31 protein-coding genes are annotated in these 26,048 nt (G+C 66.4%); 5 read left to right on the top strand and 26 right to left on the bottom strand.

The genetic code is table 11. The features are described from left to right. Positions 1–52: 52 nt before the first annotated feature. The 5 genes from tatC to AC1MLZ_RS15970 are packed head-to-tail and all read right to left on the bottom strand — an operon-like array spanning position 53 to position 3,053. The gene (gene tatC, locus AC1MLZ_RS15990) at positions 53–835 is read right to left on the bottom strand and encodes a twin-arginine translocase subunit TatC (RefSeq protein ID WP_480959336.1); all 783 of its coding nucleotides are present in this window, start codon (positions 833–835) and stop codon (positions 53–55) included. A 43-nt stretch (positions 836–878) separates the two neighbouring features. Next, a complete protein-coding gene (gene tatB, locus AC1MLZ_RS15985) occupies positions 879–1,397 on the bottom strand; it encodes a Sec-independent protein translocase protein TatB (protein ID WP_480959335.1) in 519 nt (172 codons plus the stop codon). A 38-nt stretch (positions 1,398–1,435) separates the two neighbouring features. Further along, positions 1,436–1,681, bottom strand: a complete 246-nt coding sequence (locus tag AC1MLZ_RS15980) for a Sec-independent protein translocase subunit TatA (RefSeq protein ID WP_056057475.1) — start codon at positions 1,679–1,681, stop codon at positions 1,436–1,438. 35 nt (positions 1,682–1,716) lie between these two features. Next, a complete protein-coding gene (gene scpB / locus AC1MLZ_RS15975) occupies positions 1,717–2,331 on the bottom strand; it encodes an SMC-Scp complex subunit ScpB (protein WP_480959334.1) in 615 nt (204 codons plus the stop codon). Next, on the bottom strand, positions 2,328–3,053 hold the full coding sequence (locus tag AC1MLZ_RS15970) for a segregation and condensation protein A (RefSeq protein ID WP_480959333.1): 726 nt from the start codon (positions 3,051–3,053) through the stop codon (positions 2,328–2,330). Before AC1MLZ_RS15970 ends, scpB begins: the two co-directional genes overlap by 4 nt. A 101-nt stretch (positions 3,054–3,154) precedes the next feature. On the opposite strand from AC1MLZ_RS15970, the gene AC1MLZ_RS15965 reads away from it, so the two are divergent. Beyond that, a complete protein-coding gene (locus tag AC1MLZ_RS15965; RefSeq protein ID WP_480959332.1) occupies positions 3,155–3,361 on the top strand; it encodes a ParD-like family protein in 207 nt (68 codons plus the stop codon). A 1-nt stretch (position 3,362) separates the two neighbouring features. Continuing rightward, positions 3,363–4,136 (top strand): type I methionyl aminopeptidase, encoded by a 774-nt coding sequence (gene map / locus AC1MLZ_RS15960; RefSeq protein WP_480959331.1) that lies wholly within the window; start codon positions 3,363–3,365, stop codon positions 4,134–4,136. Between the two features lie 181 nt (positions 4,137–4,317). Here the strand turns inward: map and AC1MLZ_RS15955 are convergent, their stop codons facing one another. The 3 genes from AC1MLZ_RS15955 to AC1MLZ_RS15945 all read right to left on the bottom strand — a co-directional run bounded on the left by AC1MLZ_RS15955 (position 4,318) and on the right by AC1MLZ_RS15945 (position 11,494). Continuing rightward, entirely contained in the window at positions 4,318–5,319 is a 1,002-nt protein-coding gene (locus AC1MLZ_RS15955; RefSeq protein WP_480959330.1) for a glycoside hydrolase family 3 N-terminal domain-containing protein, read from the bottom strand. A 38-nt stretch (positions 5,320–5,357) separates the two neighbouring features. Further along, positions 5,358–9,437, bottom strand: a complete 4,080-nt coding sequence (locus AC1MLZ_RS15950) for a translocation/assembly module TamB domain-containing protein (protein WP_480961583.1) — start codon at positions 9,435–9,437, stop codon at positions 5,358–5,360. A gap of 62 nt (positions 9,438–9,499) precedes the next feature. Next, positions 9,500–11,494 carry an autotransporter assembly complex protein TamA gene (locus tag AC1MLZ_RS15945; RefSeq protein ID WP_480959329.1) on the bottom strand — a complete coding sequence of 665 codons (1,995 nt, stop codon included), beginning with the start codon at positions 11,492–11,494 and terminating at the stop codon, positions 9,500–9,502. A 131-nt stretch (positions 11,495–11,625) separates the two neighbouring features. Here AC1MLZ_RS15945 and AC1MLZ_RS15940 point away from each other — a divergent pair, with 131 nt between their 5' ends. Continuing rightward, positions 11,626–11,823, top strand: a complete 198-nt coding sequence (locus tag AC1MLZ_RS15940) for a hypothetical protein (RefSeq protein WP_480959328.1) — start codon at positions 11,626–11,628, stop codon at positions 11,821–11,823. A 215-nt stretch (positions 11,824–12,038) separates the two neighbouring features. Here AC1MLZ_RS15940 and AC1MLZ_RS15935 read toward each other — a convergent pair whose 3' ends face one another. From AC1MLZ_RS15935 to nadC, 3 genes are all read right to left on the bottom strand, one after another. Continuing rightward, the gene (locus tag AC1MLZ_RS15935) at positions 12,039–12,752 is read right to left on the bottom strand and encodes a ribonuclease T2 family protein (RefSeq protein WP_480959327.1); all 714 of its coding nucleotides are present in this window, start codon (positions 12,750–12,752) and stop codon (positions 12,039–12,041) included. Then, the gene (locus AC1MLZ_RS15930; RefSeq protein ID WP_480959326.1) at positions 12,742–13,203 is read right to left on the bottom strand and encodes a hypothetical protein; all 462 of its coding nucleotides are present in this window, start codon (positions 13,201–13,203) and stop codon (positions 12,742–12,744) included. Before AC1MLZ_RS15930 ends, AC1MLZ_RS15935 begins: the two co-directional genes overlap by 11 nt. 63 nt (positions 13,204–13,266) lie before the next feature. Beyond that, positions 13,267–14,115 (bottom strand): carboxylating nicotinate-nucleotide diphosphorylase, encoded by an 849-nt coding sequence (gene nadC, locus AC1MLZ_RS15925; protein ID WP_480959325.1) that lies wholly within the window; start codon positions 14,113–14,115, stop codon positions 13,267–13,269. A 166-nt stretch (positions 14,116–14,281) separates the two neighbouring features. Here nadC and AC1MLZ_RS15920 point away from each other — a divergent pair, with 166 nt between their 5' ends. Continuing rightward, the gene (locus AC1MLZ_RS15920; RefSeq protein ID WP_480959324.1) at positions 14,282–14,431 is read left to right on the top strand and encodes a hypothetical protein; all 150 of its coding nucleotides are present in this window, start codon (positions 14,282–14,284) and stop codon (positions 14,429–14,431) included. Between the two features lie 37 nt (positions 14,432–14,468). On the opposite strand, the gene nadA is transcribed toward AC1MLZ_RS15920, so the two are convergent. The 6 genes from nadA to AC1MLZ_RS15890 form a co-directional block, all read right to left on the bottom strand. Continuing rightward, positions 14,469–15,452, bottom strand: coding sequence for a quinolinate synthase NadA (nadA, locus tag AC1MLZ_RS15915; protein WP_480959323.1), 984 nt, complete (start codon positions 15,450–15,452; stop codon positions 14,469–14,471). Between the two features lie 27 nt (positions 15,453–15,479). Then, positions 15,480–16,205: a DUF4230 domain-containing protein gene (locus AC1MLZ_RS15910; protein WP_480959322.1), complete on the bottom strand. Its 726-nt coding sequence runs from the start codon at positions 16,203–16,205 to the stop codon at positions 15,480–15,482. Then, positions 16,187–17,044: an MBL fold metallo-hydrolase gene (locus tag AC1MLZ_RS15905; RefSeq protein WP_480959321.1), complete on the bottom strand. Its 858-nt coding sequence runs from the start codon at positions 17,042–17,044 to the stop codon at positions 16,187–16,189. Before AC1MLZ_RS15905 ends, AC1MLZ_RS15910 begins: the two co-directional genes overlap by 19 nt. 253 nt (positions 17,045–17,297) lie before the next feature. Then, positions 17,298–17,621: a Grx4 family monothiol glutaredoxin gene (gene grxD / locus AC1MLZ_RS15900; RefSeq protein ID WP_380781529.1), complete on the bottom strand. Its 324-nt coding sequence runs from the start codon at positions 17,619–17,621 to the stop codon at positions 17,298–17,300. 10 nt (positions 17,622–17,631) lie between these two features. Continuing rightward, entirely contained in the window at positions 17,632–17,862 is a 231-nt protein-coding gene (locus tag AC1MLZ_RS15895) for a BolA/IbaG family iron-sulfur metabolism protein (RefSeq protein ID WP_480959320.1), read from the bottom strand. 1 nt (position 17,863) lies between these two features. Further along, the gene (locus AC1MLZ_RS15890; protein WP_107962716.1) at positions 17,864–18,187 is read right to left on the bottom strand and encodes a DUF1476 domain-containing protein; all 324 of its coding nucleotides are present in this window, start codon (positions 18,185–18,187) and stop codon (positions 17,864–17,866) included. Between the two features lie 163 nt (positions 18,188–18,350). On the opposite strand from AC1MLZ_RS15890, the gene AC1MLZ_RS15885 reads away from it, so the two are divergent. Next, a complete protein-coding gene (locus AC1MLZ_RS15885; protein WP_480959319.1) occupies positions 18,351–18,485 on the top strand; it encodes a hypothetical protein in 135 nt (44 codons plus the stop codon). A 23-nt stretch (positions 18,486–18,508) separates the two neighbouring features. Here AC1MLZ_RS15885 and AC1MLZ_RS15880 read toward each other — a convergent pair whose 3' ends face one another. The 9 genes from AC1MLZ_RS15880 to AC1MLZ_RS15840 all read right to left on the bottom strand — a co-directional run bounded on the left by AC1MLZ_RS15880 (position 18,509) and on the right by AC1MLZ_RS15840 (position 26,043). Then, positions 18,509–19,507, bottom strand: coding sequence for an NADPH:quinone oxidoreductase family protein (locus AC1MLZ_RS15880; protein ID WP_480959318.1), 999 nt, complete (start codon positions 19,505–19,507; stop codon positions 18,509–18,511). Next, positions 19,470–20,099 carry a 3-isopropylmalate dehydratase small subunit gene (gene leuD / locus AC1MLZ_RS15875; protein ID WP_480959317.1) on the bottom strand — a complete coding sequence of 210 codons (630 nt, stop codon included), beginning with the start codon at positions 20,097–20,099 and terminating at the stop codon, positions 19,470–19,472. Before leuD ends, AC1MLZ_RS15880 begins: the two co-directional genes overlap by 38 nt. 112 nt (positions 20,100–20,211) lie before the next feature. Further along, complete coding sequence (gene leuC / locus AC1MLZ_RS15870) at positions 20,212–21,648, bottom strand: 3-isopropylmalate dehydratase large subunit (protein WP_480959316.1); 1,437 nt, start codon at positions 21,646–21,648, stop codon at positions 20,212–20,214. Between the two features lie 203 nt (positions 21,649–21,851). After that, positions 21,852–22,754 carry an alpha/beta hydrolase gene (locus tag AC1MLZ_RS15865; RefSeq protein WP_480959315.1) on the bottom strand — a complete coding sequence of 301 codons (903 nt, stop codon included), beginning with the start codon at positions 22,752–22,754 and terminating at the stop codon, positions 21,852–21,854. Then, a complete protein-coding gene (locus tag AC1MLZ_RS15860; protein WP_480959314.1) occupies positions 22,754–23,437 on the bottom strand; it encodes a glutathione S-transferase family protein in 684 nt (227 codons plus the stop codon). Before AC1MLZ_RS15860 ends, AC1MLZ_RS15865 begins: the two co-directional genes overlap by 1 nt. Beyond that, positions 23,437–24,072, bottom strand: coding sequence for a 3-oxoacid CoA-transferase subunit B (locus AC1MLZ_RS15855; RefSeq protein WP_480959313.1), 636 nt, complete (start codon positions 24,070–24,072; stop codon positions 23,437–23,439). The genes AC1MLZ_RS15860 and AC1MLZ_RS15855 overlap by 1 nt, the downstream gene beginning before the upstream one ends. After that, entirely contained in the window at positions 24,072–24,383 is a 312-nt protein-coding gene (locus AC1MLZ_RS15850) for a DUF5076 domain-containing protein (RefSeq protein WP_480959312.1), read from the bottom strand. Before AC1MLZ_RS15850 ends, AC1MLZ_RS15855 begins: the two co-directional genes overlap by 1 nt. Further along, positions 24,383–25,204, bottom strand: a complete 822-nt coding sequence (locus AC1MLZ_RS15845; RefSeq protein ID WP_480959311.1) for an HAD family acid phosphatase — start codon at positions 25,202–25,204, stop codon at positions 24,383–24,385. Before AC1MLZ_RS15845 ends, AC1MLZ_RS15850 begins: the two co-directional genes overlap by 1 nt. A gap of 128 nt (positions 25,205–25,332) precedes the next feature. Further along, complete coding sequence (locus AC1MLZ_RS15840) at positions 25,333–26,043, bottom strand: CoA transferase subunit A (RefSeq protein WP_480959310.1); 711 nt, start codon at positions 26,041–26,043, stop codon at positions 25,333–25,335. Positions 26,044–26,048: the final 5 nt, after the last annotated feature.

The raw sequence follows: 26,048 nt of genomic DNA, 5'->3' as shown, positions 1-26,048 counted from the left end.
GCTTAATCGTCAAACGGGGCCCGGTGCGCATGCACCGGGCCCCGTTTTCGTTTCAGCCCTCGACGATGTCGGTGGAGTCGCCCTCGATCGCCTTGGACTTCGCCCGGCTGCGCTCGGTGAACCAGATGCCGATCAGCGCCAGTTCGTACAGGATGACCAGCGGGATCGCGAGCAACAGCTGCGAGCCGATATCCGGCGGAGTCAGCACCGCGGCGATCGCGAACGCCGCGACGATGGCATAGCGCCGCGCGCCGATCAGCTGCTTGCGCGTGACGATCCCGGCGCGCTCCAGCAGCATCAGCAGGACCGGCAACAGGAACGAGATGCCGAAGCCGAACAGGAACTGCATCGTGAACGACAAATAATTGCCGATTGCCGGCAGCGCCTCGCGGTGGATGCCGCCTACCATGCCGTCGAACCCGAGCAGGAAGTGCAGCGCCATCGGGATCGCGATGTAATAGGCCATCGACGCGCCCGTCAGGAACAGGACCGGTGTCGCGAGGATGAACGGCAGCAGCGCGCCGCGCTCCTTCTTGTACAGGCCCGGCGCGACGAACTGCCACACCTGGTTCGCGATCACGGGGAACGACAGCATCATCGCCGCGAAGAACGCCACCTTGATCTGGACGAAAAACGCCTCGAAGACCTCGGTATAGATGACCTTGTTCTGCCCGGCTGCGAGCAGCGGGTGAACGAGGAAGCCGAAGATATTCTCGGCGAAATACATCGCGACCGCGAACGTGACGACCAGGGCGGCGATGCAATACAGCAACCGCCGGCGCAGCTCGATCAGATGGTCGAGCAACGGCGCCCGGCTTTCGTCGATCTCGCTCATGTCTGGCTTTCGGCATTATGGGGGGCGGTCACGATCGTTTCGCTCATGATGGCGCCACGTCGGACCGGCCGGTCTTGTCGCCGCGATAAGGCACGGTCGCGGCCGGCGTATCCAGCGGGGTATCGAACAGGTCCGGACCGCGATCGGCGACCGGCTGGTGCTCGTGTTCGAACGGCGTCGACGGATCGTGAGCCGGGGCAGCGGCCACCACCGGCTTCTCGACCATTACCGGTTCTGCCGTATGATCGTCGTGATGCGTGTCGGTCTCGGGCGAATGCACCACTTGAGCGGTCTCGGCCGCGGCGATATCAGTCTGGGGATCAGTCTGGGGATGCTCGCGCATGATGCGTTCGTTCTCCGACGCCCAGCGCTTTTCCATCTCTTCGAGTTCGGCCTCGCGGACCATCGAATCGAATCCCGAACGGAACTGCCGGGCGACGCCGCGTGCCTTGCCGACCCAAAAGCCGACCACGCGCATCGCCTTGGGCAAATCCTTGGGACCGATCACGACGAGCGCGACGAAGGCCACGAGCAGAAACTCGGAGGGCGCGATATCGAACATTCAGCCGCGCCTATCTAGGGTCGTCAACTCTGCCGGCTTCAGGCAGGACGGTCGTCGCGGACGCGATTGCCGTCGCGATCGAAGGCGGGATCGGCGGTCTTCTGCGCTTCGATACGCGCCGAGGGCTTGGCAGGCGTCTCGTCGTCGTTCTCGGACATGCCCTTCTTGAAATTCTTAACGCCCTTGGCGACGTCGCCCATCAGGCTCGAGAATCGGCCACCGCCGAGAAGAAGGATCGCGACGACCGCGAGAACGAGCAAGTGAATCGGGCTAAAACCGCCCATGGCAATTCTCCTGGAAACTGAATCCTATCTAGGCCTCATCCGGCCGCTTTGCCAGCGATCTCGCCATCCTCGACGCCATCCCCCTCATGATCATCGCCGTCATCGAGGCGATCGAAGGCGAGATCGACCGGATCGAGTAGCCCGGCGGCGCGCAAATCGTCGATTCCGGGCAGGTCGCGGCGGCTCTGGAGCCCGAAATGGACGAGGAACGCAGGGGTCGTCGCGAACATCAGCGGCCGCCCCGGCACTTCGCGTCGTCCGGCAGGCTTCACCCAGCCGGCCTCCATCAGCACGTCCAACGTCCCCTTCGAGATCTGTACGCCGCGAATCGCCTCGATTTCCGCACGCGTGACCGGTTCGTGATAGGCGATGATCGCCAGCGTCTCGATCCCTGCGCGGCTGAGCTTGCGCGGTTCCTCGCGGTCGCGGCGGAGCATATGCGCCATGTCCGGTGCAGTCTGGAACTGCCAGCGCTCGCCGCGTCGGACGATGTGGATGCCCCGACCGGCATAGTCGGTGGTCAGTTGATCGAGCGCGGCCCGAACATCCCCTGTCCCGACGTGCGCCCGGATCGAGTCGATCGTCAACGGTGTCTCCGCTGCGAACAACACTGCCTCGACGGCGCGCGCGAATGCGTCGGGCCGGGTCACGCGCGGGCTCTTAGATACAGCGGCGCGAACGGCGAGGCCTGGCGCAGTTCGATCTTTCCTTGTCGCGCGAGTTCGAGTGCGGCGACGAAGCTCGACGCCAGCGCGGATCGCCGTAGACGTTCTCCGGCCTCGGGGAGGAAGCTTTCGATCACGCTCCAGTCGATCCGCTCGCCGACCAGCGTCGACACGCGTTCCAGCGCCGCCTCCAGCGTCATCACCTCGCGGTCGGCAACGACATGCATCACGGGCCGGGTCCGCGCCGAAATCCGGCCATAGGCTGCGATAAGGTCGAAGATTTCCGCCTGCCACGCGGCCTTGCGCACCGTCCGCAACCCCTCGGGCGCGCCGCGCAGGAACACGTCCCGGCCGGTGCGATCGCGTGCCATCAGCCGCGCACCGGCCTCACGCATCGCACTCAGCCGTTCGAGCCGGAGTTGCAGCCGGAGCGCGAGTTCCTCCGGATCGGGCTCGGCGAGCGGATCGCGTGGCAGGAGCAAAGCCGACTTCAGATACGCGAGCCACGCCGCCATCACGAGATAGTCGGCCGCCAGTTCGAGCTTCAGCGCGCGGGCGGAGTCGACGTACGCCAGATACTGCTCGACGAGCGCGAGGATCGAGATTTTCCGCAGATCGACTTTCTGCCCGCGAGCCAGCGACAGCAGCAGATCTAGCGGCCCCTCCCATCCGTCCAAGTCCAGGGTCAGTTGCGCGTCGTCCATCATCGGACGCTACAGCGCGCGCCGGCGGGCATCCAGCCTTCACGTTGACGGTCCGCCATACGAAGCATACATGCTTCGTATGGTCGGCTCGTAGTGAGGTTGGAATGGGTATCGTGAAGATCGACGACGCGTTGCACGAGGATGCGCGGCGAGCGAGCCAGGTGCTGTGCCGGTCGATCAATGCGCAGGCCGAGTTCTGGATGAAGATCGGGATGCTCGCCGAGGCCAATCCGACGCTGTCGTTCAACGATATCGTCACCGCGCAACTCGCCGCGGCTTCGGTGCGCGTTGCCGACAAATCGGTTGCCTGAAATGGTGAAGACGGCGGCGGAACTGGCGCTGATGCGCGTGTCGGGGGCCTTGCTGGCGTCGGTGTTCGAGATGCTCGACGCGCACGATCTGGCGGGGCTGTCGACGTTGCAGGTCAACGACCTAGTCGATCGCTACATCACCAACGACCTCGCGGCCCGGCCCGCGAGCAAGGGGCAATATGGCTTCGAATATGTCCTGAACAGCTCGATCAACCATGTCGTCTGCCACGGCGTGCCGAGCGCAAGCGACATCATCCGCGACGGAGATATCGTCAATCTGGACATTACGTTGGAGAAGAACGGGTTCATCGCCGATTCGAGCAAGACGTATCTGGTCGGCAATGCGCCGCCGGCTGCGAAGCGCCTCGTGCGGGTCGCGCAGGAGGCGATGTGGCAGGGCATCCGGCAGGTTCGGCCGGGCGCACATCTCGGCGACATCGGCTTCGCGATCGAGCGGCATGCGAAGAAGAACGGCTATGCGGTGGTGCGCGATTATTGCGGCCACGGCATCGGCCGCGAGATGCACGAAGAGCCGCAGGTGCTCAATTTCGGGCTGGCCGGGACCGGCATGACGCTGCGCGAGGGGATGGTCTTCACGATCGAGCCGATGATCAACCAGGGGACGCGCAAGGTGTCGACCGAGGATGACGGATGGACGGTGGTCACCGACGACGGCAAGCTTTCCGCGCAGTTCGAGCATACGGTGGCGGTGGTGCGCGACGGGGTCGAGGTGCTGACGTTGCGGGGGGACGAGCGGGCTCGGGGGTTGGCATGAACAGAGTTCGCAACCGTTCAACTCATTCCGTTCGTGCTGAGTAGCGACTGAGTAGGCTCGCCAGAGCCGTATCGAAGGTGCGTATCGAAGCACGGGTTCCGCGCGCCAACTATCCTTCGATACGCCGCTTCGACAAGCTCAGCGGCTACTCAGGACGAACGGAAGTTCGGGAGATCGGGAGTTAAGCGCTCGCGAGTAGCGCGTCTCGCGTAGCGATCAGTTCCGCAAAATAACCCTTGGCCGAGCCAACCGACGCCATCGCCCGCTCCAACCTCACGCGCGACGCTTCCGAAATCTCCCCCAGGCGGCCGGCGATCTCGACCATCTCGTCCATGCGGGCCCAGCAATCGAGTACGAGGTCGCACCCTGCCGCAATCGCGCCGGCTGCCTTGTCGCCGGCGGTGCCGGACAGCGCCTTCATGTCGATGTCGTCGGTCATCAGGAGACCGTCGAAGCCGATGCGGTCGCGGATGATCTGGTCGATCACGATCGGCGAGAGCGTCGCGGGGCGGTCGGTGTCCCAGGCTTGGAAGACGATGTGCGAGGTCATGCCCATCGGCGCCTGGTTGAGCGTGCGGAAGGGTTCGAGGTCGATCTCGAGCTCGGCGTCGGTCGCGGTGACGGTCGGGAGGTGATGGTGCGTGTCGACCTTGGCGCGGCCGTGGCCGGGCATGTGCTTCACCACGCCGACCACGCCGCCTTCGGCTAGCCCCTCCAGCGTTGCACGGCCGAGGGCTGCGACGCGCATGGGGTCGGAGCCGAACGTGCGTGAGGCGACGGCTTCGGTCGTATCGGGCTGCGAGACGTCCAGCAGCGGGAGGCAGTCGACCGTGATCCCGACCTCGCTGAGCATCACGCCGAGCGCCTGTGCATTCGCGCGCGCGGCCTGGATCGCGGTCATGGGCGCGCGTTCGTAGGCTGCATCGAATACCGGGCCTGCCGGGAATGCGGGCCATTCCGGTGGGCTCATACGGGCGACGCGGCCGCCCTCCTGGTCGATCAGGATCGCGAGATTATCGCGTCCGGCGAGTGCGCGGAGCGAGTCCGTCAGTGCCCTCACCTGTACGCGGTCGACGATGTTGCGCTTGAACAGGATGTAGCCGGCAGGTTCGCATTCGGCGAAGAACGCGCGTTCGGCGGGGGTGAGGATGGGGCCGGACAGGCCGAAGATGACGGGCTTCATAGTCCGTCTTTATCCCAGCACCGCGGAAGGATCATCCTTCAATAATCCCTCGACACGCGGACGTTGGCGCTCTGGCGGCCGAGGGTGGAGATACTGGACAGCAGCGACAGCCAGCGCGTGACCTGGAACTCGACCTGCGTGGCGGAATAGCCCTGACCATCGGTGACGATCTCCGCATAGAGGCGCCGGGTGACGTATTTGCCGGCGGCAATCGAGGTGCCCTGCCCGGTTTGCGGGTCCGCGGGGAGGATGCGGAGGCGGTCGAGCCCGGCGGCGCGACGCACCGCGTTGATCGGGTTCAGGCCACTGCCGCCGCCCTGCAACGCGGCGACGGCCGCCGCCAGTTGGAGGGCTTCGGGCGCGGACAGGTTGGTGATCGAGGTGCCGAACAGCAGCCGCGAGAGGAGTTCGTCTTCCGGCAGGGCGGGCGTGCTGGTGAAGCCGATCTCGGGTTTCAGCGCGTAGCCGGTGACGCGGATCGAGGCGCTGAGCCCGGTCGAATCCGCGTTCGCCTCGATATCGAGCGCGGGGTTGGCCGGGACCTGACCGTCGAAGCGAATCACGCCGCGTGCCAGTTCGAACTGGCGGCCGGCGAACTCGTAGTCGCCGCGGATCAGCGTCGCGCGGCCGGTGATCGCCGGGTTTGCAGGCTGGCCGGCGATCTGGAGATTGGCGGACCATTCGCTGGTGAGGCCGAGGCCGCTGACCATGACCTGGTTCGGCGCGCGGGCCTTGATCGCCAGCGTCCAGGGCTTGGTCGGCCTGGCGACTTCCTCGCCGCCGTCGGGCAGGTTGATCTCGCGGATGTTGAGCTGCGGCACCGCGCTGGCGGCGGTCGCCTGGCCGAGACGGTAGCGGCTCTTGTCGAGTACGACGTCGCCGGCAATCGTCCCGCCCGAACCGTTCGACTTGAAGGTCAGAGGGCCGGTGACGGTGGCGCCGATATCGTCGCGGGCGATCATCACAGCCTTGTCGGCCTGCAGATTGAGGTCGAGGCCGATCCCGGCGGCGGCGGCGAATTCGAACTGGCCGGTGCCGGTGACGCGCCCGCCCTTGCCCGCGTCGGCGCCGAACCGGTCGATCACGAGCCGCGATCCGCCGAAACGGCCGGTCGCCTGGACGTTGGTGAGGACGGTGCCGGTGGTCGCGCTCTCGATCCGCGCGCCGTTCGCCTGGACGACACCGCGCAGGGTCGGGTTGGCGAGCGTGCCCACGACGTCCGCGCCGATCGCTACGGGGCCGGAGAGGTCGAACAGCTCGACCCCGGTGAGGCGCCAGAGCGTGTCCGCCGGCCCGCTGTAGCGGAGTTGCCCGAACAGGCGAGCGTTGCTGATGCGGGATGCCAAGTCCCCCTGCCCCAGCGGCGCGAGTTGCGCCTGGGCGCGTCCGATAGTCCTGCCGGCCGATGCGATGACCGCGCGCAGGCCGAGCTTGTCGAGGGAGAGCACCGCCGCGACGCCGACGTCGATCGGGCGTGACGAGAGGACGAGGCCGGCGCGGCTGAGGCCGCGGATCGTGACGTTCGCCTTGCCCGTCGGCGCGGCGCCATTCGCGGTCGCGATCGTGAAGCTGCCCGACGCGCTGCCGCTGAGGCCTAGGCCGGGATACGCGATATCGAGCAGCGCGAGCGGCATGCGCGTCAGGCTGGCGTCGATCGCGGTGCTGGCGTTGGTGAAGCGGCCGCCGACCTGGGCCTCGCCACCGCCGAATCTGAGCTTGGTCGGCGCAAGGTGCCAGCCGTCTTCGGCCCGGGTTAGGACCGCGGGCGTGAGGAGTTTGAGCGGCCGCCTGTCGAGCGTGCCTTGCGCGGAGATGGCGTAGCTGTCGGCGGTGACCTGGGTGACGCTCTGGATGTCGAAGGCGCGACCGCGGGAGCCGGCGATCGACGCCCTGATCGTGCCCACGCCACCGCGCAGCGACGCGGAACCGTTGAACCGGGCGAGGCTGAGCGCGCCGCGACGCAGGCCGAGGCCGGTTACGGTCGCCTCGATCGAGGTGCCGGCGGGATCGAGCAAAGTGACGAAATCGAGCTTGCCCTGGCGGAGCGCGACGGTGTCGAGTGTCGCGGCCCTGGCGGCGAGATGGCCTTCGATGCGCTGGATCTGGCCGACTGGGCGGAACAGGAGTTCACCCGAGATACCGCCGCCTGCGACCGCGAGTGCGCCGTCGAAGCCACCATCGACGACTGCGATGTTGCCGGTCGCCTTGGTGCCCGCGACGTTCAGCGCGGCGATCGCGATCGTTGCGCCCCTGCCCGGCGGCAACAGGATCGCGCCGTTGCTGGTGAACGGCCCGAGCCGCGATCCGCCCGCCGCGGTGAAGGTGAAACCCTGGGGCGTGGGATCGAGATGCGCGCGGACGTTCGACAGGCCGAGCGTCGCATTGGGGCTGGCGAAGACGAGGTCGAGCGTGGGCTTCTCGATCCGGCCGTCGAGGTTCAGCGTCACCGGGCCATAGGTCTGCTGGCGCCCGCCGCCCTCGAAATGAAAGGTGCCATCGCGCCGGCGATAGCCGTTGCCGGTGAGCCGGATCTGCGGCGCGGTCAGCACGAGGTTGGTGAAGTGCAGCACGCCATCGGTGGTGCGTTCGAGGTTGGTGGTGATGCGCGGCAACCCGCCCGCGAGGCTGCGGAAGAAGGCGTTGTCGAGCCGCACCATCTGCGCGCTGCCCTGACCGATGACGCGCGTGCCCTTGCGGTTCGGTCCGGGTACGACGCGCAGGGTGGACTTCACGTCGACGATGCCGAGACCGGGAATCAGATAGCGGCCGAGCCCGCCGTTGATCCCGACCTCGAACTGGCCGTTGCGGAGGTCGACGATCAGGTTGATGCTGCCGGTGAGCTTGTCGGAGCGGAGCTTGAGCGCATCGCCGGTCAGCAGCGTCGGTGTCACGCGGAGCAGCCCGTCGACCGACAGGTTGCGCAGTATACCGCCCGCGACGGCGCCGACGCCGGTGACGCGCGCGGCGGTGAAGCGGATCGGGACGGTAACGGGCGCAGCCGACAGACGGCCCTTGCCGACGGCGTGCGCGTTCTCGAACCCGGTCTGGTCGAACGCGAAGCGGCTGGCGTCGAGACGGTAGTCGAACGCCGCGGTCGCGAACGGGCCGTCGAGGATCGCGCGCAATTCCACCATGTTGCCGGTCATATTGTTGAAAAGCGCGGGCGGGCGCAGCAGTCGCGCCTTGATGTGCACGTCGCGGTAGGCGTTTGCGGCAAGATCGATGATGCCGGTCGTGTCTACCGCCAGCGCGGGCGTACGCAGCGAGAGTTGGCCGTCGAGGCGGCGGTTGGCGAACCCCGCGCTGCCGTTGACGAGGATGCGCGGCGCGGTCAGCTTTTGCAGGCGACCTTTCAGCAGCGAGGACGGCGCGAGCGTGCCCGACAGCGTGTAGCGGCCGGCGACCTGCGCGAGCGCGAGATCGACGACGCGCGTCGTGCCGATCATGCCGTTCGCGTGGCCGTTCCACTTCGCCCAGCTGCCTTCGCCGGTGACCGCGAGCGCGACCGGGCCCCTGGCCTTCACCATCCGCGCGAGCACGCCGCCCGCGGCCCCCTTTGCGGCGACGTCGATGTCGAAGCGGTCGCGGGCGGGCTCGGCGTCGATCCGCAGCTTCAGGTCGTCGCTGCCGGCAACGCGCGCCTTCAGGTCGACCAGCGCCCTGCCCGACCGGATATCGGCGCGGCCTTCGAGCGTCCCGATCCGCTCGGTCCCGAGGACGCGCTTCGCCAGCGTGAGGCGGCCGACCGTGAGCTTGCCGATGTGGATGTCGAAGTCGGGCAGGATCGGACCGCGTGTTTTCGACGGGCGGGTGCGCGGAGTGTGCGTCAGGATCGCGCGATCGACGATCAGCCGCCGGATCTCCAGCCGATTCGAGAACCACTCGAACGGCGACCAGTCGAGCGTGACGTTGGGCGCCTGGAAGACCAGCCCTTCAAGATCGTACACGCGCAGATCGGTCAGCCGCGTGTCACCGTATAGCGAGCCGTCGATCCGGCCGACCGTGAAGCGTAGGCCGTTGGCGGTCTTGATCGCGGCGATGCGGTCCGCGACGAAGCGGTGGCCGATGTCGGTGTCGACGATCAGCAACGCGGTACCGACGATCACGAGCAGCGCCATGACCGCGCTGACGATCCAGCGCCACCAGGCGATGCGACGCTTCGGAAGGACGACGTCCTCGCTCAAAACGCCTGCCCCAGCGAGACGTAAACCGCGATGCGGCTGTCGCCCGGCTGCGGGTTGATCGGCGTGCCGACGTCGAGGCGGATCGGGCCGAAGTTCGAATAATAGCGCACGCCGATGCCGGTGCCGTATTGCAGCCCGGTGAACTTCGGCAGCGGCGACGTGTAGATGTTGCCGGCGTCGAGGAACGGCACGATTCCGAAGCTGCCGAGGACGCGGACGCGGGCCTCGATCGAGAATTCGGTGAGGCTGCGGCCGCCGATCGGATCGTTGTTCGGATCGCGCGGGCCGATCGATTGATAGCCGTAGCCGCGTACCGACGCGCCGCCGCCTGCGTAGAAGCGGCGTGATGGCGCGACCTGATCGCGCGGGGCGCCGACGATGGTGCCAAGCCGGGTGCGTGCGGCGAGCACCACCCGACTGCCGAACGGTTGGTAGACGCTGCCGTCGAACTGGGTTCGCGTATAGCCGAATACCGAACCTTGCAGCGAGACTTCGGGGCTGAGCCGGCCGCCGAGGCGGAAACCCTTAGTCGGGTTTAGCAGGTCGTCGGAGCCGTCGTAATTGAGGCTGGTCGGCAGCGCGCCTATGAAGAAGGTGCGACGGCGCGGGTCGCCGGTCGAGAGGATCACGTCGCGCTCATCCGACGCGACGAGTTCGCTGCCCACCGACCAGGTCCAGGTCTTCTGGAAGAAGATGTTGGTCTGGCGTTCAAGGCTGCCTGCCAGCGAAAACGTCTTGGCGTCATAGGCGTCGCGGTTGGTGTGCACGGCTGATGCCTGGAGCGTCAGCACCCGGTCTCGTGCCTTGAAATTGTTGCGGCGGAAGACGACCGAGCCGAGCTGTTCCTGCGTTCCGAGCACCCCGCGCAGCGTCAGCGCACCTTCGGGCGGGAACAGGTTGCGGTGCGTCCAGCTGAGTTCCGCACGCGCGCCTTCGCCGGTGCCGTAGCCGAGTTCGCCGGCAATGGTATGCGGCGGCGCGCGGTCGAGCTTCACGGCGATGTCGACGGTATCGGGGGTTGCGCCCTGCACGGGCTTGAGATCGACCGCGGAGACCAGGCTGGTCTGGATCAGCGCGCGGCGGAGATCGTCGAGCTTTGCCGCGTCGTAGACGTCGCCGGGAGAGAAGCGCGCGATCTCCGCGACATGATCGGCGCCGAACACGCGATTGCCGGGGAGTGCGACGATCTGGCCGAACTTTCGTGCGCCGCCGGGTTGGACGGACAAGTCGAGCGTCGTTGTGCGGGTGGCGTGGTCGACGACGATCGCCGGATCGCCCACCACGGCGAACGGAAAACCCTCGCGACCGATCTGCGTGGTCAGGTTGGCCTGGCCCGCGACGATCGCGTCCGAGTTGACCGGGTCTTCTGGCTTCACACCGAACGCAGTCGTCAGCCCCGGCGCCTTGTCACCCGCCGCGGCGATGCCGTCGATCGTCACGCCCTTGAACGTATAGAGCGTGCCGGGCGTCGCCGAGAGCACGACCATCGGTTTCGCGCCGGGCTCTACGCGCGTGACGACGTTGGCGTCGTAATAGCCTTGCGCGCGCAGGAGGCTGTTGAGCAGGTCGGCATCCTCGCGTGCGCGGCGATCGAGCTGGGCGGCGTTGGCGGCCTGGTGATCGTTCGCGTCGAGCGTCGAGAGTGCGGCGAATCGTTGGCGCAGCAGCGTGGTGTCGAGCGCGTCGATGCCGTCGATCCGCCAGGCGTAGCGGCTCTCGGCATTGGCATCGACCGCGGCGACGGTGGCCGCCGGGTCCATCGGCGAGGCCGCGAGGTCGGGCCAGCCGACGCCGATATCGGGGAGCGGAGCGAGCGGCGAATTCGGGTCGAGCGATATCGGCGTGTCGGCGGTCGGGCTCGTCTGAGTTTGCGTGGGCACAGGCGCGGTTTGCGCTCCTGCGGCGGGCATGCCCGCACACGGTACGGCACCCGCTGTCGTCAGAACGAAAAAGGCGGCGGCCGGCCCGGCTCGCCCGACGCGGAACACCATGTCCGGCTCCTAGCCGGGCTTGTCGTTGCGGAACAGTATCTAACGCCGTATTTCCGCCACGTTTCATCCGGGCCTGGGTCGGGCTTGGCGCGTGGGTGGCATCCGGCGGCGGCGCGTGGCAGGACATAGCGATGACCGACCCGACTCCCCGCGACACCCTGCCCCCCCACAAGGACCCTAGCGCTGCAGGCGGGTTCCTCGTCGCGCTCGGCATGCTGGGCGGCGCGGGGGTCGGCTTTGCGATCGGCGAGGCGACGCCCGGGTTTCTGGTTGGGACCGGGGTGGGCGTGATTGCGGCGGTGTTGGTCTGGTTGAGGGACCGGCGGTAGGGGCCCTCCCGCTCCCCGTTCGTCCCGAGTAGCCGTCGAGTAGTGGCGCAGCCACGTATCGAGACGGCGTATCGAAGGACAGGTTGGCGCGGGGAACCCATGCTTCGATACGCGCCCTCGATACGCTCCTTGCGGAGCTACTCGGTCGCTACTCAGCACGAACGGAGTTTGGGGTGCCGGTCTGTTACGTTAATCGCGCAGCCAACCCGTACCGCCTACCGGCTCCCGCGCCAGATCTGGAGCGGCGCGCTTGGGTTCAGCCCCCCCTGATGCACGGGGCAGCGGCGGTAGCGGAAGCGGCGGTCGAGGCAGATCCAGACCTCGTCGAGCCAGCCCTGCCTGGTTGCGGTGACGCGCATCATGTCCGGCTTCAGGCCGGGGTTCGCGCCCGCCATCGCAGCCGCGAACCGGCCTGCCGTCAGCCGAGTGCGCGACAACGCGTTCATGTCCGGATAGCGGAGCTTGCCGTACAACCCGGCCGACTGGTTGAAATATTTGGCAGGCCGGTAGCCGGGCATGCAAGTGCCGTGCTTGGCCCATTCGTGCTGGAGCAGTTGCGCGGAAGGCGTGGTGCAGAGATGTGCGCGGATCACCGGAGGCGGCACGAACTCCGCTGCGCGGCAATATTGCGGCCAGTCCTTGCCGACGCCGTCGGGCCAAAGCCCATGCAGCGTGAAGCCGAAGCGATTGCCCGAACCGCACTGGAACCCAGACGACGCGCGGTCGCCATTATCGCGGCAGTATTGCGGCGCCCAGGTGATCGCGAGCGTGTAGCTGCCGATCGGAATGTCGCGCCGCGGCTGGCTGTTCGACGGGAGATCGGGGCGGACCCGCTCGATCCTCGTCGGTGTCGAGCATTGATAGGCTTGCGCCTGGACGACGCTCGGCAAGGCCAACGCCGCAGCGGCGAGGATCATCTTAGCGATCATGCGACATATCCTCGAAAGTGTCCGGCTCGTCGGCGTCGGGCAGTTCGCCGAACCAGAGCTTGGCGTCCGCCTTGAACAGATGAAGCGCGGCGACGACGTACAGCGCATCGGCCGCGAACGAGACGATCGAGGTCGTGCCGATCGTCGTCTGCCCGCTTGCCACGGTTGCCAACGACAGGCCGACGCCGACGATCGACAGCACCGCGAGCACGACGACCACCCACTTCGCCGCCACGCTCGGCGAGCGCGCGGTGAAATACCAGAGCAGCAGCGTGACCGCGATGCCCACGACCTGGAATGTCGGCAGGATCCAGCTGACCTGCGCGAGGACCGGGTTGGCCGCGACCAGCGCTGTCCGCTGCGGCCAGCTCATCGCGGAAACGATCAACCCGAGCACGAACGAGGCGAGATACAGCCTTTCGTAGCGCACGATGGATATCGGCCTGATCATGCTCGTCGTTCCCTGCCCTGTAGTATGTATCGCGCCCGATCCACGCCGCGGTTGGCGCGGTCGTCAGGCGGTTGCGAAGTCGAGGCCTATATCCGCCGCGGGTGCCGACTGCGTCAAGCGACCGACCGAGACATAGGTCACGCCCGTCTCGGCGATCGCGCGGATGGTGTTTAGGTTGACGCCGCCCGACGCCTCGGTCGGCACGCGGCCGTCGACGAGCGTTACCGCGTCGCGCAAGATTGCCGGCGGCATGTTGTCGAGCAGCAGGTGCGTCGCGCCGGCCGCCAGTGCGTGCTCGATCTGGTCGATGCGGTCCACCTCGACGATGATGTGCGTGATCCCGGCGGCCTTGGCACGCCGGACAGCCTCGGCGACGCCGCCAGCAACCGCGACGTGATTGTCCTTGATCATCGCCGCATCCCACAGCCCCATGCGGTGGTTCTGCGCACCGCCCATCCGGGTCGCGTATTTCTCCAGCACGCGCAGGCCGGGAATCGTCTTCCGCGTGTCGAGCAGGATCGCGCCGGTGCCCGCGATCGCATCGACATAGGTCCGGGTCATCGTCGCGATCCCCGAGAGATGCTGGACGGTGTTGAGCGCGGACCGTTCGGCGGTGAGCAGCGCCCGCCCTGCCCCTTCGAGCCGCAGGAGTTCGGTGCCCGCGGGAACCTGATCGCCGTCGTTGACCAGACGCTCGATCTTCACGTTCGAATCGAGCGCGCGGAAGAACGCCTCGGCGAGATCGAGGCCTGCGACGACGATCGGGTCGCGGCTGTCCATCACGCCGGTGAAGCGCGCATCGGCCGGGATGACTGCGGCGGACGTAATGTCACCGATCGTACCGAGATCCTCGGCCAGCGTCGCGGCAACGAACGCCTCGATATCGAAGGATCCGGGCAATGCTGCATTCACCTGAAGTCTCCCGGAAATGGCGCGTATGTCATGCACGCGCCGGTGCCAAAAAACGGCTCGTCGGAACAGCGAATTCACGATTCCGACGGATGATCAAAATATTCCGAAAGCGGCGGAACCTAACGACCGGACACGAGTTGCAAGATAGAGACCCAAGGAAATTTCCATGCCTACAAAGACGATCGCCGATACCGCACGCCTGAACGCCCTGCTGGACGAGGCGCTGATCCTCGCCGATGCGCTCCAACTGCCGATCGCTGCGATCCATATCGATCAGGCCTTGGCGCAGCTTGGCGCGGACGTTTCTGCCGCCTGAGCCTAGCGGGGCTGGCGGTAGACCAGCCCCGCCAAGATCACTTTGGCCCAAGGTCGCCTTGGCCGACCGTCTTTGACGCCATCGACAGCATCGCATCGAGGCTTTTCTTCGCCTGAAGACGAAGCCCCTCCTCGATCTCGATCCGCGGCGACAGATCGCGTAGCGCGACGTACAGCTTTTCCAGCGTATTGAGCGCCATGTACGGGCAGATATTGCAGTTGCAGTTGCCGTCCGCGCCCGGCGCACCGATGAACCGCTTGTTGGGCAACGCCTTTTCCATCTGGTGGATGATGTGCGGCTCGGTCGCGACGATCAGCGTGTCGCCGGGCATCGCCAGCGCGTAATCGAGGATGCCTCGCGTCGAGCCGACATAGTCAGCGTGATCGAGGATGATCGGCGGGCATTCAGGATGCGCGACGACGGGCGCGCCGGGATGCTGCGCCTTGAGCTTCATCAGTTCGGTTTCGCTGAATGCCTCGTGGACGATGCACACGCCTGGCCAGAGCAGCATGTCGCGGCCGGTTTTCCGCGCGAGGTAACCGCCCAGATTGCGGTCGGGGCCGAAGATGATCTTCTGGTCGAGCGGAATTTGCGCGAGGATCGTGTCCGCCGACGACGACGTGACAATGATGTCGGAGAGCGCCTTCACCTCCGTCGAGCAGTTGATGTAGGTCAGCGCGATGTGATCGGGATGCTTGGCGCGGAAGGCCGCGAACTGTTCGGGCGGGCAGCTGTCCTCCAGGCTGCACCCGGCGTCCATGTCGGGCAGGATGACGATCTTGTCGGGCGAGAGGATCTTGGCGGTCTCGGCCATGAAGCGTACGCCGCAGAATGCGATGACGTCGGCGTCGGTGGCCGCCGCCTTGCGTGACAGATCGAGGCTGTCGCCGACGAAATCGGCTAGGTCCTGAAGCTCTGGCTTCTGGTAATAATGCGCGAGAATGACGGCGTTCTTCTCCTTGCGGAGGCGCTCGATCTCGGCGCGGATGTCGATGCCGGCGAAGTTCTGGTTCAATTCCATGGTCGTATCCCGAGTGTTGCCCGTCTTCTAGGGGCGATTCCCTAGCACGTCCTGCAGCGAGCGCGAGGTGTCCCAGCGTTCCGTATTCGCGACCGGCTCGTCGGCAAAGCGCACCGCGACGCTGGCGTCGATCCCGGCGGCACGGAGCGGCATCGCGAAACTGCGCTCGACCGCACGGCGCGTGGCGTCGCGTGCGAGCTTGATCATCGCCGGCTCGCGCGCCTGGCGGATCAGTTCGATCTGGCCGGCGCGGCGGTTGGCGGCGTCGAGGCGCTTCTCGGCATCGGTGAACGTGGTCAGCACGCCGCCCGAGCCGTATTCGCGGACTGCGTTCAAATCGACCTGAGGGCCATCCGCCTCGACGGCTGGCAGGCGCACCGACAAGATTTTGGACGTGCCGTCCCATGCGACGTCGGCCTGGGTGAGCTTGGCCATGTCGACTTCGTAGCGCACCATGCCGGGCATGATCAGCGTCTTCTCGGTCGTGAAGCCGAGCTGCGACTGTTTCGAAGTGACGACAGCGACGTAGCGCGCGGCGAAGGCCGACAGGCGGTTCTGTTCGCGCAGACCTTCGAGACTGGCGCTGGCGATCGTCGTCGGATCGGGCGTGAGGCGGTCGCTGACGTAGCGCTGCACACCCCAGAGCACGAGCAGCCCTGCGAGAACGAGGATCATGACCACGCCGACGGCCTTGGCCAGGAACGGGGCAACGCCGCTCTTGCTTACGGGTTCGGTCACGCCGTCGTTCGCCATGCTTCGCCTTCCTCGATAACCAGTCCGCGGGCTTGCAGGTCGTACAAATGCGCCAGCACCGACCGTTCGGCGGCGGGCACGAGTTGCGAGCCGAGGCCGACATACATCCGCTCGACCATCGCCGGGATCGGCCGCGCACCGTCGCGGAGCAAGCGGAGGATCTGCCCCTCGCGTTGCTTGCGGTGGCCGAGCATGCCGCGGACGAGGCGCTGCGGCTTGTCGATCGCCTCGCCGTGACCGGGATAATAGACGCGGTCATCGCGGGCCATCAGCTTTTCGAGGCTGGCCATGTACGCCGTCATATTGCCGTCGGGAGGCGAGACGATCGTCGTCGACCAGCCCATGACATGGTCGCCGGAGAACAGCGCCTTCGTCTCGGGGAGCGCGAAGGCGAGATGATTCGACGTGTGACCGGGCGTCGCGATCGCCTCCAGCGTCCAGCCTGCGCCCGTGACGGTGTCGCCCTCGATGAGAACGCGGTCGGGAGCGTAGGCAGCATCGAACGACGCGTCTGCCCGCGCACCGACGTCGTCGAGGTCGAACGGCGCAGCGCCGACGATCGGCGCGCCGGTGAGCGACTGAAGCGGACGCGTGGCGGGGCTGTGGTCGCGGTGGTGATGCGTGACGACGATCGCGCTGACCGGGCGGCCACCGATTTCGCGCAGCAACGCGTCGATGTGCGCGGGATCGTCGGGGCCTGGATCGATCACGGCAAGATCGGTCGTGCCGACGATGTGCGTCTGCGTGCCGGTGTAGGTGTAGGGCGACGGATTGGGCGCGAGCACGCGGATGACGAGCGGCTCGAGCTGGATCGGGATACCGGTCGGATGCTCAGCCATGGACGCGAGATGGCGGCTCGGTGCGGCGATGGCAAGGCCCACAATATTGGAGGGACCGTCGCTATTCTTTACAGATCGGGCAGAACGGCACTCCCGATTAACTATCGCGAGGCGCGCAATGCCGTGATGCACCGATGTTGGCACGTGCGGTGCACCGTCTGCACCGTCACCGAGCGCATCCGCGTTCATGCAGGGTGGATCGACCGCTACCGTCCGGTCTCGCGTCGATCCACCCTCCCCGGCGCCTCTCGGATCAGCCAGCCTTCTGCGTCTCGAACAACTGCGCCAGTTCGCCGCTCTCGTACATCTCCATCATGATGTCGGAGCCGCCGACGAATTCGCCGTCGACATAGAGCTGCGGGATGGTCGGCCAGTCCGAATAGGCCTTGATGCCCTGACGGATGCCCTGATCCTGCAACACGTCGACGCTTTCGAACTCGACCTCGAGGTGGTTCAAGATCGCGATCGCACGGCTGGAAAAGCCGCACTGCGGGAACAACGGGCTGCCCTTCATGAACAGCACTACGGGGCTGGCTTTCACCAGGGCATCGATGCGGGCGTTGGAATCGTCGGTCATGTCTTGGTCCTCAGGAAATTGCGGTGGTAAGCTGGAGCGCATGCAGGACGCCGCCCATGCGGCCGCCAAGTGCCGCGTAGACCGCCTGGTGCTGCTTCACGCGACTCATGCCGGCAAAGCTGGCGGCGGTGACCTTGGCAGCATAATGGTCGCCGTCGCCTGCGAGATCGGTGATCTCGACCTGCGCATCGGGAATAGAATCGCGGATCATGGTCGCGATGTCGTCGGCAGTCATCGGCATATCAATGGGACTCCAGCAGCTGGCGACGCGCTTCGATCATCTGCTGCGCGAGGGCGCGGCGGACGGTCGCCTCGTCATGATCGAGGCCCGCCGCGGTCAGATCGCCGACGAGCTTGCGCACGACATCGTCATCGCCGCCACCTTCCATGTCGGCATGGACGAGCGCGGTCGCGTAGGCATCGGTTTCTTCGGGAGTGAGCGCCATTTCCTGCGCGGCCCAGCCGCCCAGCAGGCGATTGCGACGTGCGGTGATCCGGAACGCCATCTCCTCTTCGCGCGCGAAATTCGCCTCGCTGGCGCGTTCGCGATCGTCGAAAGTGGTCATTGCGCGGGTCCCCGTTCAGTCTCGTCTTGGGTCCCGAGATAGGTCGTGGACCTGCCCTGCGCAATAATCGGCCGTGTCGGACAAAATAGAACTGGAGCCGCGACCGAAACGTACCTACTTATATGTCAGTCACGTGACAAATCTCACGGGCAGGAGAGCGATGATGAACATGTCGGCACCCACACCCACAAAATCCACGCAATCGGATACGTATGTCGTCCGAGGTCTCGGCCTCGCCGTGCTCGTCTCACTGACGATGTGGACGGCGATCGCGGCCGCGGTCTACGGGTGGATCTGATCCGTAGCGGAGGCCGGCGATAATCAGGCGACCTCCACGACCAGTTTGCCGATGGCGCCACGAGCCGCCATTTTCGCGATAGCCTTGCCGCCGTCCGCGAACGCGAACACTTCGGTCACGCGCGGGGCGATCTTTCCCTGCGCCCACAGATCGAAGAGCGTTTCGATGTGCGCCTGGTTCGCCTTCGGATCGCGCGCCGCGAATGCGCCCCAGAATACGCCACAGACGTCGCAGCTTTTGAGCAGCGTCAGGTTGAGCGGCAATCTTGGGATGCCGGCGGGGAAGCCGACGACGAGATACTTGCCCTCCCACGCGATCGATCGCAGCGCGGGCTCGGCATAGTCGCCGCCGACCGGATCGTAGATCACGTGCGCACCGTCGCGACCGACCGCGGCCTTGAATTGCTCGGCCAACGCCTTGGACTGGTCCTTGTCGAACGGGGCGCGGGCGTAGATCAGCGTTTCGTCGGCGCCCGCGGACTTGGCGGCAGCCGCCTTTTCCTCGGACGAGACGGCTGCAACGACCTTCGCGCCGAACGCCTTGCCGAGTTCGACCGCGGCGAGCCCTACCCCGCCGGCCGCGCCGAGGACGAGCAAGGTCTGCCCCGCCTGGATATGGCCGCGGTCGAGCAGCGCGTGGATCGTCGTGCCGTAGGTGAGGATCAGCGATGCGCCCTCGGCGAAGCTGCGGCCTTTGGGGAGCCGGTAGAGCTTGGCGGGGTCGGCGATCACCTTCTCGCACAGTCCGCCGTGACCGAGCATCGCGATGACCCGGTCGCCGACTTCCCAACCGGTGACGCCCTCGCCGATCGAGTCGATCGTGCCGGCGATCTCGCCGCCCGGTGCGAACGGTCGCTCAGGCTTGAACTGGTATTTGTCCTCGATGATCAGGACGTCGGGGAAGTTGATCGCGCAGGCCTTGACCGCGACGACGACCTGTCCGGGGCCGGCTGCCAGATCGGGCAGCTCGACCATTTCCAGAGTTTCAGGTCCGCCGATCGCCTTCGACACCAATGCTCGCATACCCGCTCTCCACCGTCATCCAGGGGCGATTCGATGCGACCGCCTCCTCGAAATTTGAAATCTGGGTATCCCTTGCCAGCGTCAGGCCGACTTCGTCCAGCCCTTCCATGAGACACTGGCGGCGGAATGCGTCGAGTTCGAAGGTGAAGCGGTCCTGGAACGGGGTGGTGACCGTCATCGTCTCGAGATCGACCGTCACCGTCTGGTCCTGCGCGACCTCCAGCAGGCGATCGATCGCGTCTTGTGGGAGGACGACGGGGACGATGCCGTTCTTGAACGCGTTGCCCGAGAAGATATCGGAGAAGCTGGGCGCGATCACCGCGGTGATGCCCATGTCGGCGAGCGCCCAGGCGGCGTGTTCGCGGCTGGAGCCGCAGCCGAAATTGTCGCCCGCGATCAGGATCGGCGAGCCGGCGTAGCGCGGGTCGTCGAAGATGTTGCCGGGTTGCGCACGTACGGTCTCGAACGCGCCGCGACCGAGGCCGGTGCGCGTGATCGTCTTCAGCCAGTGCGCCGGGATGATGACGTCGGTGTCGATGTTCTTCGCGCCCCATGGATAGGCGCGGCCCGAGACGGTCGTGACGGGAGTCATCGTTGCTCCGTGCGCTCCGGGCCCGCTTGCTCTGGAGCCGTGCGCGCCGATGCGACATAGGCCGCGACGCCGCTGAGCATTGCGCCAGCCGCCAGCAGTACGAAAACCTTCTTCACGTTCTTTCCCCCATCAACTCTCTGACGTCGCTCAGCTTGCCGGTTACCGCCGCCGCCGCCGCCATCGCGGGTGATACCAGATGCGTGCGCGCACCGGGACCCTGTCTGCCGACGAAATTGCGGTTCGACGTGGATGCGCAACGCTCCCCCGCAGGGACTTTGTCCGGGTTCATCGCAAGACACATCGAACAGCCCGGTTCGCGCCACTCGAAACCGGCGGTGATGAAGATCCGGTCGAGCCCTTCGGCTTCGGCCTGGCGCTTCACCAGGCCCGAGCCGGGGACGACAAGCGCCCGAACCCCGGTCGCGACATGGCGACCATCGGCGATCGCCGCAGCGGCGCGCAGGTCTTCGATGCGGCTGTTCGTGCAGCTGCCGATGAAGACGTGCTGGATCGGCACGTCGCGCATCGCGGTGCCGGCGGTGAGGCCCATATAATCGAGCGATTTCTGCGCAGCGGCCTGCTTGGCGGGATCGGCGAAACTCGACGGCTCGGGAACGAGACCGGTGATCGACACGACGTCCTCGGGACTGGTGCCCCAGGTCAGGCCGGGCGCGATATCGCCGGCGTCGAGCGTGACGGACTTGTCGTAGCGCGCGCCGGGATCGGTCGCGAGGCTGCGCCACCAGGTGACGGCGCGGTCCCAGTTCTCGCCAGTCGGAGCCATCGGGCGGCCCTTGAGATACGCGAAGGTCGTGTCGTCGGGGGCGATCAGGCCGGCGCGCGCGCCCGCCTCGATCGACATGTTGGCGATCGTCAGGCGCCCCTCGATCGACATCGCGCGGATCACGCTGCCGGTGAATTCGATGACGTGGCCGGTGCCGCCCGCTGCGCCGATCTTGCCGATGATCGCGAGGATGACGTCCTTCGGGGATACGCCGAAGCCGAGTTCGCCGTCGACGCGGACTTCCATCGTCTTGGCCTGCGACAGCAACAGCGTCTGCGTGGCGAGGACGTGTTCGACTTCGCTGGTGCCGATCCCGAACGCCAAAGCGCCGAGTGCGCCGTGTGCGGAGGTGTGGCTGTCGCCGCAGACCAAAGTCGTGCCGGGCAGCGTGAAGCCCTGCTCCGGGCCGACGACGTGGACGATGCCCTGCTCGATGGCCATTGCGTCGATATAGTCGATGCCGAACTCGGACGTGTTGCGGCGGAGCGCGTCGAGCTGCTGTGCGCTTTCGGGGTCGGCGATCGGCAGGACGCGACCGGCGGCGTCCCTGCGCGCGGTCGTCGGGAGGTTGTGATCGGGGACGGCTAGCGTCAGGTCGGGGCGGCGCACCTTGCGGCCTGCTACGCGGAGACCTTCGAAGGCTTGCGGGCTGGTGACTTCGTGGACGAGATGACGGTCGATATAGATCAGGCAGGTGCCGTCGTCGCGGCGTTCGACGACGTGCGACGCCCAGATCTTTTCGTACAGCGTTTGCGGAGTGGCCATGATGAGGGCGCGTTAACCGAAAAGGGATGCTGCGCCAAGGTTGCATGTAATTTTCGGTCGTTCGGATGAGGCAGGGGCGCGCTCGAAGGAAGTTTGTTGTCCTGCCTGAGCGGGGAAACATTGCTCCTACCCCGTCATCCTGACGACAGTCAGGATCCAGAGTTACGAAAGGCAGCGCTTGGTATCCTGGGTCCTGACTTTCGTCAGGATGACGGGAGGAGAGGCATCGCCTTGTTCAGGAACGCGACGCTGTCCGCCAGGACCGGCGCTTTCCCGCGGAAAGGCTTCGACAACGCCATCGCGACGTTCTCGTGGCTCAACCCCGGATAATCGATGTGCGTCACCGGCGCGCCGAGCGCTTTCAGCCGAGCGGTCAGGTTGACCGCGTTGTGCGGCTTTACCTGCGTGTCGTTGCCGGCGGTTATCAGCAGCATCGGCGGGGCATCGCCTCGGGCGAAGTGGATCGGCTGGGTCATCACCGGGTCGGCGGCGCCCTGCATCGCGTCGATCGCGCGCTTGGCGGTGAAGGGGTAGAAGTCGTACGGGCCGCACAGGCCGACCGCGGCCTTGATGATCTGTGGGTCTACGCCTTCCGCCTTCAACCAGCGCCGGTCGAGCGTCAGCATCGCGACGGTGTAGGCGCCTGCGGAATGGCCTGCGACGGCGATCCGGTTGGGGTCGCCGCCGGCCTCTGCGATGTGGTCGCGGGTCCATTTCACCGCTTCGGCACCGTCCTGGAGGAAGGCGGGAAAGCGCACGTCGGGGACTTTGCGATAGTCCGGCATGACGACGACGTAGCCTGCCTTCGCATAGGCCCGCGCCGCGAACGCGTAGGCACCGCGCGAGCCGTGGACCCAGCCGCCGCCGTACCAGAAGATCAGCACCGGCAGGCCGGTCTTCGCGCCGCCGGACGGGCGCCAGACGTCGAGCTTCTGACCGTGCGTGCCGAACGGGACGCCTTCGCGAATACGCGCGGTGCCGCGACCGCCGCCCATCACGCCGTCGAGCACGCTGAGCGTGCCGGGGCCCGCCGTGAACGCCGTGCCCGCGATGAGGATCACGATCAGCCCTATGACAATTGCAGCACGCACGACGGATCGGGGCATCAGCGCCGGAAGTCCGCAGTGATCGATCCGCATGTGACCAGGTCAGCCTCGTGACTCTCCTCGCGCCATGTCTCGGCGAGCGCAACCGTCTCCCATTCGCGCATCGCCGGATGCGCCAGGACGTGGTCGACCCAGGCCAAGCCTGCCGGACCGACCTCTATCCCGTAGGTCCGCACGCGAAACGCGACGGGGGCGTAGAAGGCATCGACGGCGGTGAACTCGGCACCGGCGAGCCAAGGTCCGCCGAACCGGTCGAGGCCTTCGCTCCAGAGTTCGGCGACGCGCGCGACGTCGCGGTCGAGCGCGATGCTTCCGGGGGCAGCATCGACGCGGACGCCGATGTTCATCGTCCGCTCGCCCCGGAGTGCGGAGAACCCGCCATGCATCTCCGCCGTCGCGCAGATCGCCCATGCGCGCGCCTCTTCGTCGACCGGCCATACGCCTTCATGCCTCTCGGCGAGGTAGAGGACGATACCGAACGAGTCCCATACCGTCCGCGTGCCGTCGATCAGCACCGGCACCTGCCCGGTCGGCGAGAATGCGCGGAACGTCTCGTAATTGACGGGCGCCAGGAACGGCTCGATCCGGTCCTCGAACGCGATGCCGAGAGCCTTCATCAAGACCCAGGACCGCAGCGACCAACTCGAGTAATTGCGGTTTGCGGTGACGAGGGTGTAGCCCATCAGGCGGTGTAGCTCGCGGTGGTCTTCGCGGCGATCTCGTCACCGGTCACGCCGGGGGCAAGCTCGACGAGCTTGAATGGGGTGTCGTGATCGGGGCGCTGGAATACGGCCAAGTCCGTGACGATCATGTCGACGACGTTCTTGCCCGTCAGCGGCAACGAGCAGGACGGGATGAACTTCGGTGTGCCGTCCTTGGCGGTGTGGTCCATCACCACGATGATCTGCTTCACGCCTGCGACGAGGTCCATCGCGCCGCCCATGCCCTTGATCATCTTGCCCGGGATCATCCAGTTGGCGATGTCGCCACCTTCGCTGACCTCCATCGCGCCGAGCACTGTCAGGTCGATATGGCCGCCGCGGATCATCGCGAAGCTGTCCGACGAGCTGAAATACGCCGACGAGGGGAGTTCGCTGATCGTCTGCTTGCCGGCGTTGATCAGGTCGGCGTCCTCCTCGCCCGCATAGGGGAACGGGCCGATCCCGAGCATGCCGTTCTCGGATTGCAGCGTGACGGTCATCCCCTCGGGGATGTTGTTCGCGACCAAAGTCGGGATGCCGATGCCGAGGTTGACGTAATAGCCGTCCTTGAGTTCCTGCGCTGCACGCGCGGCCATCTGATTACGGTCCCAGGGCATCAGTTGATCGTTCCTTCCTGGATGGTGGTGATGGTCGTGAACTGCTCGCGGAGTTCGGTGCCGACGCCGTCGACGATCGCCTGCAAGGCTGCGTCCTCGTCGATGCCCCAAGTGCCCGCATAGGCGCGCGCGGCGTGGCGGATCGTGTCGGCGATCAGGTAGCCGAACACGGTCGGATCCTCGAGTATGCCGGCGTCGATCAGCACGTTGCTGCCGGCGCCGTTGGTGATCCAGATGCGCGCGACCTCGACCGATTCGCTCGTCAATTGCGCGCCCTTGTCGAGTACGATCGCGTTGGGGTGATCGGCCATTAGCGTACGCCTCCTGTCGGGGCCCAGCGGACTGCTGGCGGGAATACCTCGTCGCGATTGCCTTTGAGCGCGGTGCCGTAGACCGGGTTGGGCAGCACGAACCACCCTGCCCCCCATTTCGCGGCGATCGCGGGCGACTGGACCGCGGCGCGGCGGGCGGCGGGAGTCTGGCCGGCGTTGAACAGGTCGCTGAAATCGCCGAGTTGGTCGCCGCCCATCGCGACGACGCAGTATTTGCCAGAGATCCTCGCGCGGCGGCCGTCCTTCTTCGAGCCGAGCGCGTCGTCGCCGGCGAGGAAGAGGGTTTCGCCGTGGCGGGCTGGGCCGAAGCCTGCGGCTTCGATCGCCGCCTCGGTCTGCGCGGCGTTGGCGGCGGAGCGGTTGGAGTTGAAGATTACTGTGACACCCATCGCGCGGAGGGCGGTTAGCGCGGCGAGGGCGCCGGGAACGGGGGCGACCTGCTTGACGCCGGTGCGCTCCCACTCCTGCCAGCGAGGATCGGACCAGGGTTGGCCGGAGGACGCGTCGTATTCGAAGCCGAGGTTGAGGAGGACAGTCTCGTCGACGTCGAACACGGCGGCCTTGGGTTTGGTGCCGCAGGTGGTCCAGGTCGGGGCGGCGAGCGAGGCACCTTGGGCGAGGACGACGGAAGTTGGCGTGCGCTGCGCGCGGACGTAGCCGACGAGTGCGTTCCAGGCCTGGACGCTTGCGGCTGCGGCTTCGCCCGAGGCGTAAAGATACTGCATGCCGGCGGGGACGCCGTCGACGGTGACGGGCGCGGCGATGCTTGGCGTTATCGACGTCGGCGCGGAGACACTCACGCACCCCTGGAGCGCCAGTGCCCCTGCGAAAGCAGGGGTCCAGGATACCACCCGCAACACTCGTGACCCTGGGCTCCTGCGTTCGCAGGAGAACGGGTTGCGTTTGCGATCTACCAACAAGCTTCGCGTCATGCCGTCGCGCGCTCGCGGACGGTGCGGAATTCGATCTGCTTGTCGTAAGGCGCGCCGACGATCATGCGCTTCACGTAGATGCCGGGCAGGTGGATCGCGTCAGGATCGAGGCTCCCCACGGGCACGATCTCCTCGACCTCGGCGACACAGATCTTGCCAGCGGTCGCCATCGGCTGGTTGAAGTTGCGCGCGGTCTTGCGGAAGATGAGGTTGCCGCTTTCGTCCGCCTTCCAGCCCTTGATGATCGCGAGATCGGCGCGGATGCCGCGTTCGAGGATATAGTCCTGGCCGTCGAAGACCTTCACTTCTTTGCCCTCGGCGACCTGCGTGCCGACGCCGGTCCTGGTGTAAAAGCCGGGAATGCCTGCCCCCCCTGCCCGGCAGCGTTCGGCGAGTGTCCCCTGCGGGCAGAACTCGACCTCGAGTTCGCCGCTCAGATACTGCCGCTCGAATTCCTTGTTTTCGCCGACATAGGACGAGATCATCTTCTTCACCTGCCGCGAGCGGAGCAGTTTCCCTAGCCCCTGCCCGTCGATTCCGGCATTGTTGCTGGCGATCGTGAGGTCTTTCACGCCCGACGCTTCGATCGCGTCGATCAGCCGTTCGGGGATGCCGCACAGCCCGAACCCGCCCGCGCAGATCGTCATGCCGTCGAACAGCACGCCGTCGAGTGCCGTTGCCGCGTCGGTATAGCGCTTGTTCGCCATGCATC

Source organism: Sphingomonas sp. PEI4, assembly GCF_056679955.1.
The sequence above is the reverse complement of the archived record's forward strand: the minus strand, read 5'-3'. Positions and strand labels throughout refer to the sequence as shown.